Raw genomic sequence first — 16,656 nt, forward strand, 5'->3', positions numbered from 1 at the left:
TTTAAAGAAAGCATTGTCAAAAGCTTATTGAACTAAAAACTTGGCCGTATCCTTGTCCGTAATCAAAACATTAATATATCCGGCTTTCAAAGCAACTTTTACAGCATCATGTTTTTCTTCGCCCTCCACTATACAAATTTTCAGTGGTATATTTTTTAAATCACTTTCACTAATACCTACACTTCTATCTGTTATATTCTTACAGCAAATGTTTCCATCCTTGTTTAAAAACGCTATAGAAACAATGTCACAAACAGCACCTTCATCTTTCAACTGTTTTAAGCCATCGTCCGAGAGATATCCTGATTTGCTTAGACTACTATCCTTTACTAAAGGTGAACCTAAGCTAAATAAAGCATAATCAGCGCGTTTAGTCTGATTAATAACTTCCTTAATGTGCGTATCATCCATTAAAAGTTCCTTTTCTTTTTTACTCTTAACTAATGCAGGAGCTAATAAAGATAATGAATTACATCCTGTTTTTTTTGCCAAATTAGAAGATATTGTTGTTGCATGCATATCAAGTTCACTTTTGCCGTGTCCCCCTATAATAGGTGAAAATAACAATTTCATATTGGACATATCTTGAATAAAATTAGATACTCTGCTCATTGTCGATCCCCATCCAATTGCAATTGTTGAATTTTTAGTTAAATTGCTTTCTAAATAATAAGCAGCAGTACTGGCAACTTGGTTTTTCATATCATTATTCATTGAACTGTCAACAATAATAGTTTCCTTTAATTGATATTTACTATTAATCTCAGATTCCAATTCTAAATATAAACCGCTATAATCAATAATAATTCGGACAATGCCCATATCCTTTGCTTTTTGTAAAGAACGTGATATTTTCATTCTTGTCAAGCCTGTTTTATTTGCTATTTGTTGTTGTGTTAAATTTTGTTCATAATACATCTGACATATAGTCGTTAAAATTCTCCGCTGCATATCCATTTTCATCAATCACCTTTCTTTTTGTTCATTTGAACATATAGTGTTCTTATGAACAATTACAGTATAATATAGTTATTTTATAATGTCAATAGATTATTAAAAAATATATAATTTATTTTTTCAAAAAATTAAACCATTATAATCAAAATAGATATAATGGTTTAATCTAAAAACTGGCAATATAATTATTTTATTTTTGCGCTACTAAAAGTACTGTTGCAGCCTGTTGCCACAATTTTTCTACTCTTTTAAAACCGGCTGTATTTAACATTTTTATCTGATTATCAATTGTACAAGGAGTATCATAGTGATAAAACCCTCCCTTAATTCCCATTTCTGACCGTAACCGTTTGTTTTCGGCGAAATAAAAATCCTCTTCTTCTTGCGTATTTGCCATATAATCACATTCTATATATAAACCTCTCGAATTTAATGATTTGTAAATTTTAGTATAGAGAATTGTCTTCTCCTCATGGGAAAAATGATGAAGAGTCTGAAAAGAAATTGCCGTATCAAATATTCCGATACCAAAATTATAGTCAAAATAATCTGATCGAATCAGTTTGATTTTTTTATCATTGTACTTTTCTCTCAATCTATCAAGCATACCTTTTGATAGATCAATTCCTGTTACCTCCACATCAGGTAAACGTCTGAAAATCTTATCTAATTCCAGCCCAGTACCACAGCCTAAATCCAACAACTTTTTCGTACTGTCGGGAATTTGTTCCGCCATTCTTTTATAGCCCTCCCTGCAGCCTTCCACCTCATTTAACATATGGTCATCATACATATTCACACGTTTATTAAAAAATTCATCCATTTTTTCCAAATCCATGTATATTCCCTCTTTCTAAGTCCATATTGAACTAAATAATTATTACCATGGAATAATAGTCAAATTAGGCCATTTATTATGCCATTTGTTCACTTTATTGTTATAAATCTCTTCGGTTATCTGTACTTTATTGGCCCGGACAATCCCCCCAAACAAGTCGTTAAGTCCAAAAGGCGCATACACCTTTAATCTGTCCTCCTCAATTCTTAACCCTATAGATGTAGCTGTTGTAGGCCATGAATTTATTGATTCTTCAAGAGAATTGTATGGTTCAATTTTATACCCAAAATGATTTTCATACCAAAGATGAACTCTTGCTTCATTTTTAACATCAATAGGGATTTTAATGTCCGAAAAAAGAGTATTCACTCGCTGAGCCATTAAATTTTCGGTGGATTCTTCTAAATTTAAATCGAAATATACAAAATCTATATCACTTATTCCATAGTCAATGGGATTATCGGAAAGAAAATTCCAAACAGTTTGAGCAATACATCCGGCTCCTATATAATAATCTGTAATATTTAATTCTTTTGATTTTATTAAGATTTTTTTCAAATTTGAATTCAACATGATAATATTTTCAAGCATATTAATTTGTGTAGAAATATCTTTATTTAATCCGTCAAATTTGTGAAGCATAAGATCCCTCCTAAATATATCTCCATTCATATGTTCCGCCTAACTCTTCCATAAATTTTTCAATTGACGGAAGCCGATCCTTTTCCACACCATTGATAAATATAATTCTTAATTCCGAACCCCCTACGGAATAGGAATTTACGGGATATGACTGTATGAATGTTCTCCTTATCCCCTTTAAATACTGCTCGTCCTCAAAAGGCGTATAGTCCCCGAGATAATTTAACGAAAAAGGTGAAAGTATATAAATATACTTTGTGAACTCTATATCCCCGTTTAGTTCCTTTAATACAATATTGTCCTTTGAAAGCTCGGCATCTGTTTCCAGATATTTTTTATAATAATCAAATTTAGAATTTTTATGGGAAACGCCATTAAAAGTACAGGGAATCTTGTCAACAAAATTTCCTATGGTATTATAATATTTATATTTCTCCCATATCCGTTTATTGCTCAATATTCCTAGAGGAATAGAATCAATTTCAAACTGGATATACAATATCTTTGATACAATATATATTGCAGTTTCAAGGATCGGTTTGAAATCAGAATTGTATTTTATCACAAACGGTTCGGAAAATCTAATAGGACTTCCTGTTGTATAGCAGGGATATTTTTTGCAAAATAAGTCTGCTGCTGCTTTATATTCCTTTAAGATTAAAGATTTGTTGAATATCTCAAACTTCTTTTCTTTGTCACATAAAAGGATATTGTTTATATAATGGCTGAATGGCAAAATCGCATAGTTCTTATCACATCTTTCTTCCAAATACATTCTTATTATTCGTTTGGCATTAATATCGGAAATTAAATGGGCAATGTTCAGCAAAAAACAATATTGATTTAAACTTAACTTTATTATGGCAAAATAATATAATATGTTATTTAAACCTCCTTCTTCGTTTAAGGCCTTTTCCATGAAATCCATAATTCTTTCCATAGCTTCTATTTTTGATCTATAATCATATTCGGAAATATCTATAATGTTAAAATCAATATTGTCTAATTTCCCATATTCCACAAATTTATATAATCCCTCTTCAAAACATATAGATGACCTGAGTACCGGCTGTTCATTAATCAGTTTTAACAATATCGCATTTTTATTGTCTTGAAAATTTTTATTTTTAAAGGGAATTATAAATCTTATCTTGCTCCTTTTAATTTTTCGATCCCAAAGTTTCGCATTTTCATTAGCCACACAACCCATATCGTATTTATATACTCTTTTCTTTAAAAATATATTTTCCCTTAATTCATCCGAATCTGCCTTTAATTCTTTCAATATCCTATCAATTTTGTTTTCTTCAATTTTTTTTAACTTAAGTTTCCTGCTCAACTTATCCGTATTGATTTTTTGAATTATCGGACCTTCCTCTAAGGAGCTATAATCTGTAATATAATCTATATCGATGCTTTCTTTGGAATTATTTTTAATATAATCCAATACTTTCTCAATATCTTCATCAGTGTGGAGTACAATCTCTTCCGTCAATTCCGTATCATATTTAACAATCATCGAGGGTTTAGAAAATTTGTTTTTAAGGTCTATATTCATAGAACGAAGTGACAACTCCTCATTTTTTTGTATCAATTCACATATTTCTTTTACAGTAGGTCTATTATATATCTCACCTATGGGTATATCAATATTTAATTCTTTATAAATTCTGTTTGACAATATGGACGCCTTCAACGAATGCCCTCCCAGTTCAAAGAAATTGTCATTTATTCCTACCTTCTCTGCTCCCAATACTTCTTTCCATATCTTGACTAATTTCTCTTCCGTTTCATTCCTCGGCCCTTCATATTCATTTAGGTTAATTTCTATTTCAGGCTTCGGAAGAGACTTTCTGTTAAGTTTTCCGTTGGCTGTCAGAGGCATCTTTTCCAGTTTCATAAAATATGAAGGTATCATGTACTCCGGTAAGCTCTTCTTTAGATAATTCCTTAAATCCAATGTAGCGATATCTTTATCGCTTACCACATAGGCACATATATATTTTTCTCCTTCATCTTCTCTTGCTGTGACTGCCGCTTCTTTTATGTCTTCATGTTGTAACAGCCTGTTTTCTATTTCTCCCAGTTCTATTCTGAATCCCCTTATCTTTACCTGATTGTCTGTTCTCCCTAAATATTCTATGTTTCCGTCTGGAAGCCACCTTGCCAAGTCTCCTGTTTTGTACATCTTTGTGTTTGGTTCAAAGGGGTTGTCTACAAATTTCTCTTTTGTCAATTCTTCTCTGTTTAAATATCCTCTTGCTAATCCGTCTCCTGCTATGTATAATTCTCCTGTTATTCCTATGGGCACTATGTTCATCGATTTATCTAAAATGTACAGTTTAATGTTGTCTATTGGTTTTCCTATGGGTATCGTTTTTCTTTCTTCACCTTTTCTTAAGTCAAAGTAGGATACGTCTATGGCTGCTTCTGTGGGACCATATAGGTTTATGAGGTTTTTATCTTTAAATCTCTTGTAAAATCTTGATGCCTGTTTGAAGTTTAATGCTTCTCCGCTGCAGAATACCTGTCTCAGGCTTGGCAAGTTTAAACTTTCTTTTTCTTCCATATGGTATAGGAATGTATCAAGCATTGACGGTACAAAGTGAATTGTGGTTATTTTATATTTGTTTATGGCTTCTTCTATCTTTTTTGGGTCCTTTTCGTCATTTGGTTTGAGCATACATACTTTTGCTCCTATTAAGGACCACCATAATATTTCCCATACTGATACGTCAAAGGTGTATGTTGTTTTCTGTAATATGGCATCTCTTTCGGTTAAGGGGTATTTTTTCTGCATCCAGTTTAATCTGTTGACTAAGGCTCTGTGTTCTGTCATTACTCCTTTTGGTTTTCCTGTTGTCCCTGATGTATATATGATATAGGCTAAATTGTTTGAGTTGTTTATCTTTTCTGCGTTACTTGAATCCCCCATATACAGGTTTTCATCTGATAAGTCTATTTCTTCGCCGTCAAAGTCTATGTTTTCTGCTGATGTTCCTTTAATTAATAATATCTTGCTTTTACTGTCTTTTAGCATATATTCTGTTCTTTCTTTGGGATAATTCGGATCTATGGGAAGGTATGCTCCTCCTGCTTTTAATATCCCCATTATCCCTATTATCATCTCTGTTGATCTTTCTGTCATTATTCCTACTATGGTGTCTGCTTTTACTCCTCTATTCCTTAATACCCTCGCCAGTTGATTCGACTTTTCGTTTAATTCTTTATATGTTAATTTCTTGTCTTCAAATACTACCGCTGTATTGTTTGGTATCCTTTCTGCTTGTTCTTCGAATAGTTCCTGTATCGTCTTATCTTTAGGGTAGTCTGCTTCTGTGTTGTTGAATCTATATAGTATTTGATTCTTTTCTTCTTCTGACAGTAAATCGATTTCCCGTACATTAATGTTTGGATTGTTTAGTAAAGCATCTACGACTCTTTCTAAATAAGTTCCGAATTTGTTTACCATGTTTTCGTCTGCTGCTCTGGTGTTGAAATTAAATTTAAATTGGATTTCATCGAAGGTCAGTATGCCTAATGTCATGTTATAGTTGGTCTGTTCTGTTATCGAAAAGTTTTCTATTGATAATATGTTGTTTTTATCTAAATTGAGCGGATAGTTTTCTATTGTTACTATGGAATTAAAAAGCTCCTCCTCGGATTTTAAACCGGAGTATTTTTTTATATGGATTAATGATGTGTTTTCAAAATCCTTTCTTCCCCTGAGTACTTTGTCTACATTGCGGATTAAATTTATAAAGGCAGTATTGTTCTCTGTTTTTATTCGAAGGGGTATTGTGTTTATAAATAAGCCTACCATATTATCTATATAATTTATGCTTTCCGGCCTTCCCGATACTGTTGTTCCAAATATGACCTCATCGGAATTATTAAGTTTCTGAAGAAGTATTCCCCAGGAGGCATACAGCAAGGACGATAAGGAAATTTTATTTTCTTTTGCAAAATTTCTTATCTTATCTGATTTGTCTCTATCCATATTATACGATATTTCTTTATATTTTCCTGTCTCTTTACACCTGAAACAGTCCTTTTCATTGTCGGAATCTCTGAGATAATCTGTCCAATACCTTTTCTCTTCATCTTTGTTGAGGCTGTTTATGTATTTAATGAATTCGCTGAACTTTGTTTTCTTAGGCTTTTCAATATTTTCATTTTTGTAGATGTAATTATATGCTTCCGTCAATTCTTTTAATATTATTCCGTTACTCCAGCCGTCGTATATAATATGATGGCTGCTCACAATCATTTCATGAGTATATTCATCTAATTTACATAGATAAATTCTTAAAGTTTCTCTTGTTATATCTATTCTGCTATTTAAATCATTCAGTTTAATATTTTCTATTTCACTGTATTTATCTGATTTTTCCGTAAGGTCAATGTAGTTAATAGGTACTTTATGTTCTTTAAGAACAATTTGAACAGGCTTGTCTATTCCCTTCCATCTGAAAACCGTCCTTAACATTTCGTTGTTATCTATTACATGTTGCCATGATTTCTGTAATAAATTTAGCTTTAAATCTCCTTTAATATTTAAACTCAGCTGTTCATGATACATAGGGCTGTGTTCATTTCTGATATAATGGAACAATAACCCCTGCTGCAAATCCGTTAAAGTCATGATATTTTCTACATTATTCCTATCCAATTTATTTTCCGTTTTCAAAAACTCACCCCACTTTTAATATAAATTGTCAGAAATACTGTCAAATTCCATTTTGTATTACATTATAACGCCAATATATACTATATTTTCTAATTATCATACCATAAATTATCAAAAAATAAAATACTTACGTAAAGACAACCACATCAGCTAATGCCGATAAGTGTTAATTCGGGACAAATATCTAAAAAACTGCCTTCTTATGGGAAAAATGGTGTATAATATATATGTACTTTTTATTTTAAAGAAGAAGGGTATTTGATATGTATAATATTTCCAGGAAAAATGTAGTATTTAAAAGAGAGAACCAAAATATATTATATTTTAATAGTGCGTTTCCTTCAGGTGACCAATATGTTGATAAGGGAAAAGCTTTCTTATATGAAGGCAATGGAAAAGAAGGCATTGTATTTATACATGGTTTAGGCAGTAGAAATTTTGAATACTTAAAATATTATCCCGAAAATTTAGCTAAATACGGTTATACAACCATAATGCCTGTATTGCCTTATCATTTTGAAAGAATGCCGAAAGATAAAAAAATAAACTTCCTATCCGGTACTGCAGCTGATATCGAAAAAAGATTTTATCAGTCAGTTGTAGATATTCTATCCTGCGTTGATTATTTGGAAAATATGGGCATCAAAAAAATACACATTATGGGATTTAGTTTTGGAGGTATGATAGGAACAATAGCCAAGGCTTTGGATAAAAGATTGGACAAGGCTGTATTTATTGTATCCGGAGGCAATTTTTTATATATCACTTGGGGAAGTGTTGCAACCAAGGTTTTGAGAGTACGTTATGAAGATAAGGGAAGCTGTAGTATAGAAAAATGTCGCAAACTACACGAAACATTTGATAAAGAAGCAGAAAAATTCAATACTATAGATGATTTAAACAAACTGCCTATCTGTTTCAGATATGATCCATCCTTGTTTGCCAAATTAATAGATCCAAATAAGGTTTTAATGATTAATGCCATCTTTGACCCTTTTATTCCCAAAAATGCTTCCAAAGATTTATGGGCTAAAATGGGAAAACCCAAAAGGTATATGCTCCCTTCCGGGCATTTAACTTCTCATCTGCTGTTTAAAAAATTTATATTGAAAAAATCCGTAGAATTTTTAAAGTAAAAAACTTTCTACAAATGGATGATTTGAAGTGATTCCGTGTGATTTTAATTTTCCGCTTCATATTTCCGTATCAATTCAATTATTGGTTTCAAATTGTCTTTATCCGTCCAATCATGGTTAGAACCGATTGCCTGCATTAAAGCAGCTTCCCATGGTTCATAATTCTCAGGGTTTTTCTTTGCAACAACCTTTTTTAGCATTCCGCATAACATGCGATCTTTCCATGACATACCTGCCTCATTCCATGCTCCCCTGCAATAAAAGCAAGGTATTCCGGCAAGTTCATCTTTAAAATTATGCTTTCTTAAAGCCTCTATAGCTTTTTCGTCATAAGGAGATGCACCTACTGCAAATGCTACAATCTTTTTGTTTTTCAACCTTTCGTAATACTTTTTAAGAAAGGAAATACCTAAAATACCTGAAGCATAAATACCTCCGCCAAAAATAATAATATTATACTTTTCAACCTTATCTATTGTGGCTTTTTTTGTTTCAAGCAAGTCACAATTCAATTCCTCCGACAACCAACATGCATATTTCTTGGTGGCTCCATATTTTGAACTATAAATTATAATTGTATTACTACTGTCCATATATTTTCTCCTCTACCCACGAACTAAATTCTTTATAGAATTGATTAAATAAAATTATCATTTACAAAAATAATAAATTTCTTTATATCCGTTAAGTTATACTGTAAAATTTCATATATTATTTTTTTATCTATTTTTAAGTATTCATGAGATAATATATTTCTAAGACCTACCATATTTTTATAGATTTTAGTTTCTTTATCCTCTAAATATTTTTTATTATTTAAAATTTCAAATGCATCTCCAAGAGTTTCAGGATTACCCATATTATTATCTACTACAATATGAGTTGCAATATCAACCATCATATTTATAGCTATAAATAGATTATATTCTACAACATCTTGTGCAATATCATCTTTTAAAAATTTTTCTAGTGGCAAATTTTTATATCTTTCAATTTTATTCAATGAAGCTGACAGTTGATTGAGCCTTTGTTTAATTACTTCTATATTAACCATTAAAATCCACCTCGTTTTTTAGTCTTTCAATAGTTTTCTTATAGGACATTTCTAAATATCTTTTTATATCATTGTATTCAAATAATATTTTTACTTTATAATTGCTTTCAATGGTTCTATCTCTTGTAAACAACAGTATATTATTTTTATAAATTTCATATTTTAATAAAGGGGTAGCAGCATTTAATACTACCAAATCAACTTGTCTTTTACATATTTTAGTTAAATCCATTCTTATTTTCAAATATTCTTCTATGTTCATCTCTTCTTTCAAATATATTCCGATATCTACGTCACTATCCGCTCTCATATTTCCTTTGGCATATGATCCAAAGATATACGCAAAAAGTATATTTTCATATTTCATTAATACATTTTTACATTTCTCAATAATATCCATATATCTTCTCCTCTACATTTACTCATTTATTTTCTCACAGAATACTTTAAATACTCTGCCTATAATATAATAACTACACGGCAACAGCACAAAAGAACCGTCCCCTCGTGTCCCCTTGTGTCGTTATTTATATCTTAAGCTTGATAAAATTTTGAATTCTGTTTGAGAATAAGTCTCTTTCTTTTCTTTATGGGGAAATGTGCTTTCAAATATATCAAACTCTTCTTTTTCTGCTTCAAAACTACTGCTTTCCACAAATCTTCCCTTTATCCCCTGTAAAGCTCCGGGCTTGAGTTCCAAGGCCATCAAAGCTACTGCATACATTCCGTCTGAAGTTTTAATATTGTATCTTTCGCCGCATCTAAATCCAAACCTGCTGTAGTATCTGGGATCTCCATAAATACACACGGCTTCAAATCCCATGTCCTTTGCCTTATTTAACGAATACCTGACCAATTCGGAACCGATTCCCCTTTTCTGAAAATCCGGATGTACGCTTATAGGTCCGAAACAAATCACCTTATATTTCTCTCCATTATCATTTTCTATGACCCCATGAGTATAAGCAATATGCCCCAAAATCCGTCCTCCAACTTCTGCCACAAAATCAAGCTCAGGAATAAAATCTTCGCTATTCCTGATATTGTGAAGAATAAAATGCTCATCGCAGCCGGGAACATGGACATTCCAAAAGGCTTCTCTCGTTAACATTTCAACTTCTCTGCAGTCATTTTCTCTTTCAAGTCTTAATTTTAAATTTTCCATTATCCTTATCTCTCCATCTGCTCTTTAATTTTAATACATTTTTACAAAAAATTTTCTTGTCCTTGGACCGTCGAATTCACAAAAATAAATACCTTGCCATATGCCTAATTTCATTCTTCCTTTTTCTATAATAACAGTACATGAAGAACCTATAACAGAAGCTTTTATATGAGCGTGAGAATTACCTTCCCTATGAAGGTATCCTCTGTCTTCCGGAAAAGCCCTTCTTAAACCTTCCAGTATATCATGGACCACATCGGGATCCGCGTTTTCATTTATTGTTACCCCGGCAGTCGTATGAGGAACAAATACGGTAACAAGACCTTCTTCTATACCACCTTCCCTAATATCATTTTCTACTATATCCGTAATATTAATCATCTCGTCGGATTTATTTGTTTTGATTATATGTTCCAATTTATCCACTTCCTTTATTATTATATTATAATATTATTTAATCTTTTTTCTTTTCTTGAATTTTTCTGTACAACGTTGCTCTGCTTATTCCCAAAGCCTTAGCGGCATTTTCTTTTCCCTCCAACGTATCACCGTATTTTTTCAATGCACGGTCTATGTACAAAGCTTCCACTTCCTTCAGAGGTCTTATTAAGCCATATTCTGTCTCCGTTGGTTCCTCCTCATAACTGAATTCCCTTGGCGGAAGATCTTTTATACTTATGAAGTTTCCTTTAACAATATTTACTGCATATTCAACGGTATTTTGAAGTTCTCTTATATTACCGGGCCAACTGTAATTATACATTAACTCCTTGACATTATTATCAAAGCCCTTAATATTTTTGTTCAATGCCTTATTGTAGGTATTTAAAAAATAGTCAAGGAATACCGGAATGTCCTCCCTTCTGTCCCTCAGTGCCGGAATAAACAGAGGAATAACATTAAGACGATAATATAAATCCTCCCTGAACTCACCTGTTTTAACCATTTTACTCAAATTTTTATTTGTTGCAGCAATTATACGTATTTTTACAGGCACATCTCTATTAGAACCAATCCTTTGTATTTTTCTTTCCTGTATAGCTCTTAAAAGTTTAGATTGAAGATGTATAGGCATTTCACCTACTTCATCAAGAAAAAGTGTCCCACCGTTTGCCAATTCAAATTTTCCTATTTTGCCGCCTTTTACAGAACCCGTAAAGGCTCCCTCTTCATACCCGAAAAGCTCACTTTCAAGTAAATTATCGGGGATTGCCGCACAATTTACGGCTATAAAAGGCCCTTTCGATACATTACTTTCGCTGTGTATAGCTCTTGCAAACAGTTCTTTGCCCGTTCCACTTTCACCTTGTATAAGTATAGTCGATGAACTTTTGGCAAATGTATGTGCATCCTCTTTAATTTTTTTTACTACATCACTACTTCCTATTATCTGATCAAATTTAAAATCCGAAACATTACTTGATACCTTATTTATCTGCTTGTAAAGCTCCTCCGTCTTTTTAAAATATATAAGAGAACCCTTGTATATACCGTCAGCTATTATGGGATCACAGGTCACTATAATGCTAACTTGCTTTCCGTTTATTCTAAAAATAACCTGCTTTTCTTCAAATACGGTTCTGTTTACAAGAGAATAAAAATCATCCTCATCAATATAATCAAATATTTCATTAAGATTTTTTATTTCTCTGTCGCCAAAACCAAACATCTTCCTAAATTTTGAATTACAATTTATAATATTATGATTTTCGTCAAGACCGATTAGGGCAAAATCTATATATTCTATTAAGAGAGCCAACCTTTTATAGAATACTTTAAGCTCCAAATTTTCATGATTTTCTTCAAGTTTACTTATTAAAAGATCAGACATTTTAGTTATGAAATCTATAAAAAATTTTCTCTTGTGAATCAATTTCTTTTTGTCTTCTTCTGTACTTGCATATATTGCCACGCTTCCTATTAATATTTCCCCTTTCATTATGGGCAAAACTATCATAGAACATATATCGCAATTTTCCTTTTTGGAGCAATTCTTACAGGTAGCAGTCTCCGTTTTTCGTTCTTCAATTATTATAACCTTCTTCTCCTTCAATGCTCTTGCTGATATTGAGTTTTTTCCGAAATAATCTTTCGATTTCGGCTGAAGGTGACTGTCTCCCAGTATTTTTAAATGAGTATCACCTATGAGCACCTCCATATCCAATACGGTTGCTATAATTACAGCCATTTTTTGAACGTATTCCTGTATGTTCACAAGCTCAAACAAGTCAACATCACTCCCTATCAAAATAAAGCATATATCGTTTTTTATAACGAATAGGAAAGCTCTCACTCATAAATATTGATTAAAAGGAACTTTCCTTAAATGAGTTTCAAGAAAAGCTTCATTATAATATAATGTTCTGATAGAATCTTTTCTTATATACATATTATATTTAATGGAAAACAATTTCAAGGATATTTTCAGGAAATGCATAAAAGCACTCTGCAAAGTAAAAATTATTTATCTTTGTACAGAGTGCTTTTTCCATTCAACTTACATTTAAGGAATCTTAAAACGGCCCATAATTTATCAAAGATGCATATACTACAAATAAAGCTCCCAGCAGGGTCCACATTGCTATCAAAGGCCAGATAAATTTAACCCATTTCTCATAGGGAATTTTCGCAACTAATAAGTTTGCCATTAAAATACCCGATGTAGGCGCTATATAGTTTGTAATTCCATCTCCAAATTGAAAGGCTAAAACCGCAGTTTGTCTTGTCAATCCCAAAACATCCGCAAGAGGAGACATGATTGGCATAGTCGTTGCCGCCAACCCTGAACCCGATGTAATTATAAAATTCAGTATAGTTTGAACAAAGAGCATTCCAAGCGCACATACAGCTCTCGGGAAAAATGATATTACCGATGCCAAACCGTGGACTATAGTATCAAGAATCATGGCATCCTGCATTATAACAAGAATACCCCTTGCCAAACCTACTATCATTGCCCCATAGGCAATATCCTTTACTCCATCAATGAAGCCTTTTACCAAATCATTTGGTTTTATGCCATATACCAAACCGGAAATAATACCCATTGCAAAAAATACAGCTGATATTTCTGTAAGATACCAGTCAAAGTTGAATACTCCGATTAGCAATGTAATCATACCTAATGCAAATATAATTAATACAAGTATTTGCTTTTTGGTAAGAGGTTCTATTGTTTCCAAATCCAAAATCGTACTTTTCTCTTTTTGTTCGATATCATATATAAGGCTATTTTTAGGATCTTCCTTAACCTTTTTAGCATATCTCGAAATATATATCAAAACAAGAATTACCGTTGCAATCCATATAACTATTCTCAGTCCGATTCCGGAAAACATAGGTAGTCCCGCAATTCCTTGGGCGACTCCTACATTAAAAGGATTGACAACCCCCGAAGTATAGCCTGCTACAGCTCCCATCAATACACAAGCCGTACCTACAATGGCATCATATCCTAATGCCCTTGCCAAAGCTATTCCTAAGGGAACAAAAATTATCAGTTCCTCACTCATGCCTATTGTAGCTCCTCCCACAGAAAAAACAAAAACAATTATGGGTATCATCAAATTTTCCTTGCCTTTAAGTTTTACGGCTATCTTAGAGATAGCTGCCATAATAGCTCCGGTTTGATTAATCAGGTTAAATGATCCTCCTATAATCAGTATAAAAAATATTATGCTTTCCGAACCGCTTAATCCTTTAGGAAACGCTTTCAAAATATCAAATAAACCTGCCTTGTTCCCTTTGATGTATTTAAATGAATCGGGATCTACAACCATTCTTCCGTCTGGAGCTTTAACCATCTGATACTGTCCTGAAGGTATAATATAAGTCAACAATGCCATGATTACAATTAATACAAATAGAATAACATATGGATCAGGCATCTTTGATTTTTTCAACTTAGTGTCTTCCATAATTTATCCTCCCCACTTTTATGGAAAATTTCCATTTTCTCTATTCTGTCGAAGGCTTCCTTAAGCTTTTCGATTCCCACAGTACATGCAAGCCTTATATATCCTTCTCCGCATTCTCCAAAAGCTATGCCGGGTATAGTAAGGACATGAGCTTCTTTAAGAAGAGCATCGCTTGCTTCAGCCGAAGACAATCCTGTTCTTTTTATGTTCACAAATAAATAAAATGTTCCTTTAGGACTAAGGACAGACATATTTGGTATTCCGTTAATTCTGTCCGCAGAATAAAACACACGTTTTTTATATTCTTCTATTATGGGTTTTTGAACCTCTTTTCTGTTTCTCAACGCGTAAATCGCTCCTCTCTGGGATATTGACGGAGCAGTAAATACCACATTTTCATTTATTTGCTGAATAACTTTTATGATGTAATCGGGAGCTATAATATTGCCTATTCTCCAACCGGTCATTGTAAAATTCTTAGAAAAACTGTTGATGATTATTGTCCTTTCTTTCATTCCATCCGTACATATAATGGGAATAAAAGGTTCTTCATAGCAGAATGATGTATATATGTCATCGGATATTACTATTAAATCATATTTAACCGCAATATCTCTGATGCCTTCAATAGTTTTCGGCGTCAATGTACTTCCTGTAGGATTGTTCGGTGAATTAACTATTATCGCCTTTGTCCTTTCGGTTATTAATTTTTCCAATCTGTCCGTATCTATCTGAAAGTCTTCGTTCTCATAGGTATTCAAAGGTACAGGTATTCCTCTTGCCAACTCCACCTGTTGTGGATATGGAGTAAAATATGGTGTCTGAACTATGACTTCATCCCCATCATCTAAAATGGCCTCAAGAACAAGATACATTGCCAAACATCCGCTGGCAGTTACAAATATTTCTTCATCCTTTATAGTTAAACCGTATTCCTCTTTATAAAATTTTGTTATTTCTTCTCTAAGCTCCGGATCACCCCTGAAGTCGGTATATTTTGTATATCCCAGTTTCGCATCCCTCATGGAATTATCAATAATTATATCATGGGTTATTAAATCGGGGTCGCCAAGACTCAAATCTATTACATCGTTAAATTGTTTTGCAAGCTCATCAACCTTCCCCATAGGAGTAGATTTATCTTTCCAGTATCTTTTAGATATATATTTATTTTTCATAATGATTTTACCTTAAGGAAACAGTGTTCTTATTATAGTTTATAAAATCCCTTTTGTATAATTCGGCGGCAACCCCAATATCAGTTGAACCCATACCTATGATACACGCACATATTATCTCATCGTCATTTTCTCTTCCTTTTTTTTCCCCGATAACAATCTCAGGTATCTCAGCATATATATTATTCTTTGTTATTCTTCCGGCTTTAACAAGTTTAAGCAATTCTCCCCTGTGTGAATTTTGTTCCCAATTATCAACTACAAGTTTATCGGCTTTTAAGGGAATACTTTCATCAAGTTCCTGAAATGATCCGACTGATAATACGGTACATCCTTTCTTGAGCCATTTTCTCATAACAAGGGGTTCATTGGCTATTGTAACGGTTATAATAGCATCGGAATCGACACAAACTTCTTCGTTGTTCTTTGCAACAGATATATCCAAATTCAATTCTTTTGACATTTCTTCAGCGAACTTTTCGGCTGCCTCTCTTCGTATATCTCCAATTATTACATGGTCAATTTTCATAACTTCATTCATAGCTCTCAAATTCATTCTTCCCTGAACCCCGGCACCTATTATGCCAAGATTTCTTGCTTTTTTAGATACCAAGTATTTTGCGGCTACTCCGGTAGCTGCACCTGTTCTTATGTCCGTAATATAACTTCCATCCATTATGGAGAGAACCTCCCCTGTTCTTGGATCGTTAAGTATGATTACAGCACTTATATAGGGTAAGCCTTTCTTATAGTTGTCATTAAACCCCCAGACCCATTTTATCCCCGACATATCAAAATCCTCTCCCAAATATGCGGGCATCGCATTGTAAGACCCTCCATAGGGGGGCCAATCCGTACTTTCACCTAAATCCAGAGTGATTTTAGAAGGCATAACAACATGGCCGTTACCATGAGCGGCATAAACCTTTTCTACAAGTTCCAGAGTTTTCTTCATTGTCAGTTTTTCTTTGATTTCTTCTCGGGATATTAATTTAATGTTTATCATATAAAAACCTCCTTTTATGTTTTCAGCCTTATAATACTGCAATTTTTGTTCCAAAATGCATAATGTCAAATTT

At 32.8% G+C, this 16,656-nt stretch carries 14 protein-coding genes; 1 reads left to right on the forward strand and 13 read right to left on the reverse strand.

Annotation, left to right across the window (positions count from 1 at the left end):
* Nucleotides 1–24: 24 nt before the first annotated feature.
* From PP176A_RS02595 to PP176A_RS02610, 4 genes are all read right to left on the reverse strand, one after another.
* Entirely contained in the window at nucleotides 25–957 is a 933-nt protein-coding gene (locus PP176A_RS02595) for a sugar-binding transcriptional regulator (RefSeq protein ID WP_071138881.1), read from the reverse strand.
* 190 nt (nucleotides 958–1,147) lie between these two features.
* Nucleotides 1,148–1,795, reverse strand: coding sequence for a class I SAM-dependent methyltransferase (locus tag PP176A_RS02600; RefSeq protein ID WP_071138882.1), 648 nt, complete (start codon nucleotides 1,793–1,795; stop codon nucleotides 1,148–1,150).
* Nucleotides 1,796–1,837: 42 nt separating this feature from the next.
* Complete coding sequence (locus PP176A_RS02605; RefSeq protein WP_071138932.1) at nucleotides 1,838–2,437, reverse strand: nucleotidyltransferase family protein; 600 nt, start codon at nucleotides 2,435–2,437, stop codon at nucleotides 1,838–1,840.
* 10 nt (nucleotides 2,438–2,447) lie between these two features.
* Nucleotides 2,448–7,127, reverse strand: coding sequence for a non-ribosomal peptide synthetase (locus PP176A_RS02610; protein WP_071138883.1), 4,680 nt, complete (start codon nucleotides 7,125–7,127; stop codon nucleotides 2,448–2,450).
* A 263-nt stretch (nucleotides 7,128–7,390) separates the two neighbouring features.
* On the opposite strand from PP176A_RS02610, the gene PP176A_RS02615 reads away from it, so the two are divergent.
* A complete protein-coding gene (locus PP176A_RS02615; protein ID WP_071138884.1) occupies nucleotides 7,391–8,263 on the forward strand; it encodes an alpha/beta hydrolase in 873 nt (290 codons plus the stop codon).
* Nucleotides 8,264–8,307: 44 nt separating this feature from the next.
* Here the strand turns inward: PP176A_RS02615 and PP176A_RS02620 are convergent, their stop codons facing one another.
* From PP176A_RS02620 to PP176A_RS02660, 9 genes are all read right to left on the reverse strand, one after another.
* Nucleotides 8,308–8,856: a flavodoxin domain-containing protein gene (locus tag PP176A_RS02620; protein WP_071138885.1), complete on the reverse strand. Its 549-nt coding sequence runs from the start codon at nucleotides 8,854–8,856 to the stop codon at nucleotides 8,308–8,310.
* A gap of 44 nt (nucleotides 8,857–8,900) precedes the next feature.
* Nucleotides 8,901–9,317: a type VII toxin-antitoxin system HepT family RNase toxin gene (gene hepT, locus PP176A_RS02625; protein WP_071138886.1), complete on the reverse strand. Its 417-nt coding sequence runs from the start codon at nucleotides 9,315–9,317 to the stop codon at nucleotides 8,901–8,903.
* Nucleotides 9,310–9,717 (reverse strand): type VII toxin-antitoxin system MntA family adenylyltransferase antitoxin, encoded by a 408-nt coding sequence (gene mntA, locus PP176A_RS02630; RefSeq protein WP_071138887.1) that lies wholly within the window; start codon nucleotides 9,715–9,717, stop codon nucleotides 9,310–9,312. Before mntA ends, hepT begins: the two co-directional genes overlap by 8 nt.
* A 123-nt stretch (nucleotides 9,718–9,840) precedes the next feature.
* A complete protein-coding gene (locus PP176A_RS02635) occupies nucleotides 9,841–10,482 on the reverse strand; it encodes a GNAT family N-acetyltransferase (RefSeq protein ID WP_071138888.1) in 642 nt (213 codons plus the stop codon).
* 30 nt (nucleotides 10,483–10,512) lie between these two features.
* The gene (locus tag PP176A_RS02640) at nucleotides 10,513–10,899 is read right to left on the reverse strand and encodes a secondary thiamine-phosphate synthase enzyme YjbQ (RefSeq protein ID WP_143037629.1); all 387 of its coding nucleotides are present in this window, start codon (nucleotides 10,897–10,899) and stop codon (nucleotides 10,513–10,515) included.
* 37 nt (nucleotides 10,900–10,936) lie between these two features.
* Complete coding sequence (locus PP176A_RS02645; protein WP_083381736.1) at nucleotides 10,937–12,709, reverse strand: sigma-54-dependent Fis family transcriptional regulator; 1,773 nt, start codon at nucleotides 12,707–12,709, stop codon at nucleotides 10,937–10,939.
* 286 nt (nucleotides 12,710–12,995) lie between these two features.
* Complete coding sequence (locus tag PP176A_RS02650; protein WP_071138890.1) at nucleotides 12,996–14,399, reverse strand: YfcC family protein; 1,404 nt, start codon at nucleotides 14,397–14,399, stop codon at nucleotides 12,996–12,998.
* Nucleotides 14,381–15,577: a pyridoxal phosphate-dependent aminotransferase gene (locus PP176A_RS02655; RefSeq protein ID WP_071138891.1), complete on the reverse strand. Its 1,197-nt coding sequence runs from the start codon at nucleotides 15,575–15,577 to the stop codon at nucleotides 14,381–14,383. The genes PP176A_RS02650 and PP176A_RS02655 overlap by 19 nt, the downstream gene beginning before the upstream one ends.
* A gap of 7 nt (nucleotides 15,578–15,584) precedes the next feature.
* The gene (locus PP176A_RS02660; protein ID WP_071138892.1) at nucleotides 15,585–16,583 is read right to left on the reverse strand and encodes an ornithine cyclodeaminase family protein; all 999 of its coding nucleotides are present in this window, start codon (nucleotides 16,581–16,583) and stop codon (nucleotides 15,585–15,587) included.
* Between the last annotated feature and the right edge of the window lie 73 nt (nucleotides 16,584–16,656).

This window comes from Sporanaerobacter sp. PP17-6a (assembly GCF_900095615.1).
Lineage (GTDB): Bacteria > Bacillota > Clostridia > Tissierellales > Acidilutibacteraceae > Acidilutibacter > Acidilutibacter cellobiosedens.

Coding starts and splice junctions, on each gene's coding strand:
- PP176A_RS02595 (WP_071138881.1), bottom strand. CDS start 957: ATGGATATGCAGCGGAGAATTTTAACGACTATATGTCAGATGTATTAT.
- PP176A_RS02600 (WP_071138882.1), bottom strand. CDS start 1,795: ATGGATTTGGAAAAAATGGATGAATTTTTTAATAAACGTGTGAATATG.
- PP176A_RS02605 (WP_071138932.1), bottom strand. CDS start 2,437: ATGCTTCACAAATTTGACGGATTAAATAAAGATATTTCTACACAAATT.
- PP176A_RS02615 (WP_071138884.1), top strand. CDS start 7,391: ATGTATAATATTTCCAGGAAAAATGTAGTATTTAAAAGAGAGAACCAA.
- PP176A_RS02620 (WP_071138885.1), bottom strand. CDS start 8,856: ATGGACAGTAGTAATACAATTATAATTTATAGTTCAAAATATGGAGCC.
- hepT (WP_071138886.1), bottom strand. CDS start 9,317: ATGGTTAATATAGAAGTAATTAAACAAAGGCTCAATCAACTGTCAGCT.
- mntA (WP_071138887.1), bottom strand. CDS start 9,717: ATGGATATTATTGAGAAATGTAAAAATGTATTAATGAAATATGAAAAT.
- PP176A_RS02635 (WP_071138888.1), bottom strand. CDS start 10,482: ATGGAAAATTTAAAATTAAGACTTGAAAGAGAAAATGACTGCAGAGAA.
- PP176A_RS02650 (WP_071138890.1), bottom strand. CDS start 14,399: ATGGAAGACACTAAGTTGAAAAAATCAAAGATGCCTGATCCATATGTT.
- PP176A_RS02655 (WP_071138891.1), bottom strand. CDS start 15,577: ATGAAAAATAAATATATATCTAAAAGATACTGGAAAGATAAATCTACT.
- PP176A_RS02660 (WP_071138892.1), bottom strand. CDS start 16,583: ATGATAAACATTAAATTAATATCCCGAGAAGAAATCAAAGAAAAACTG.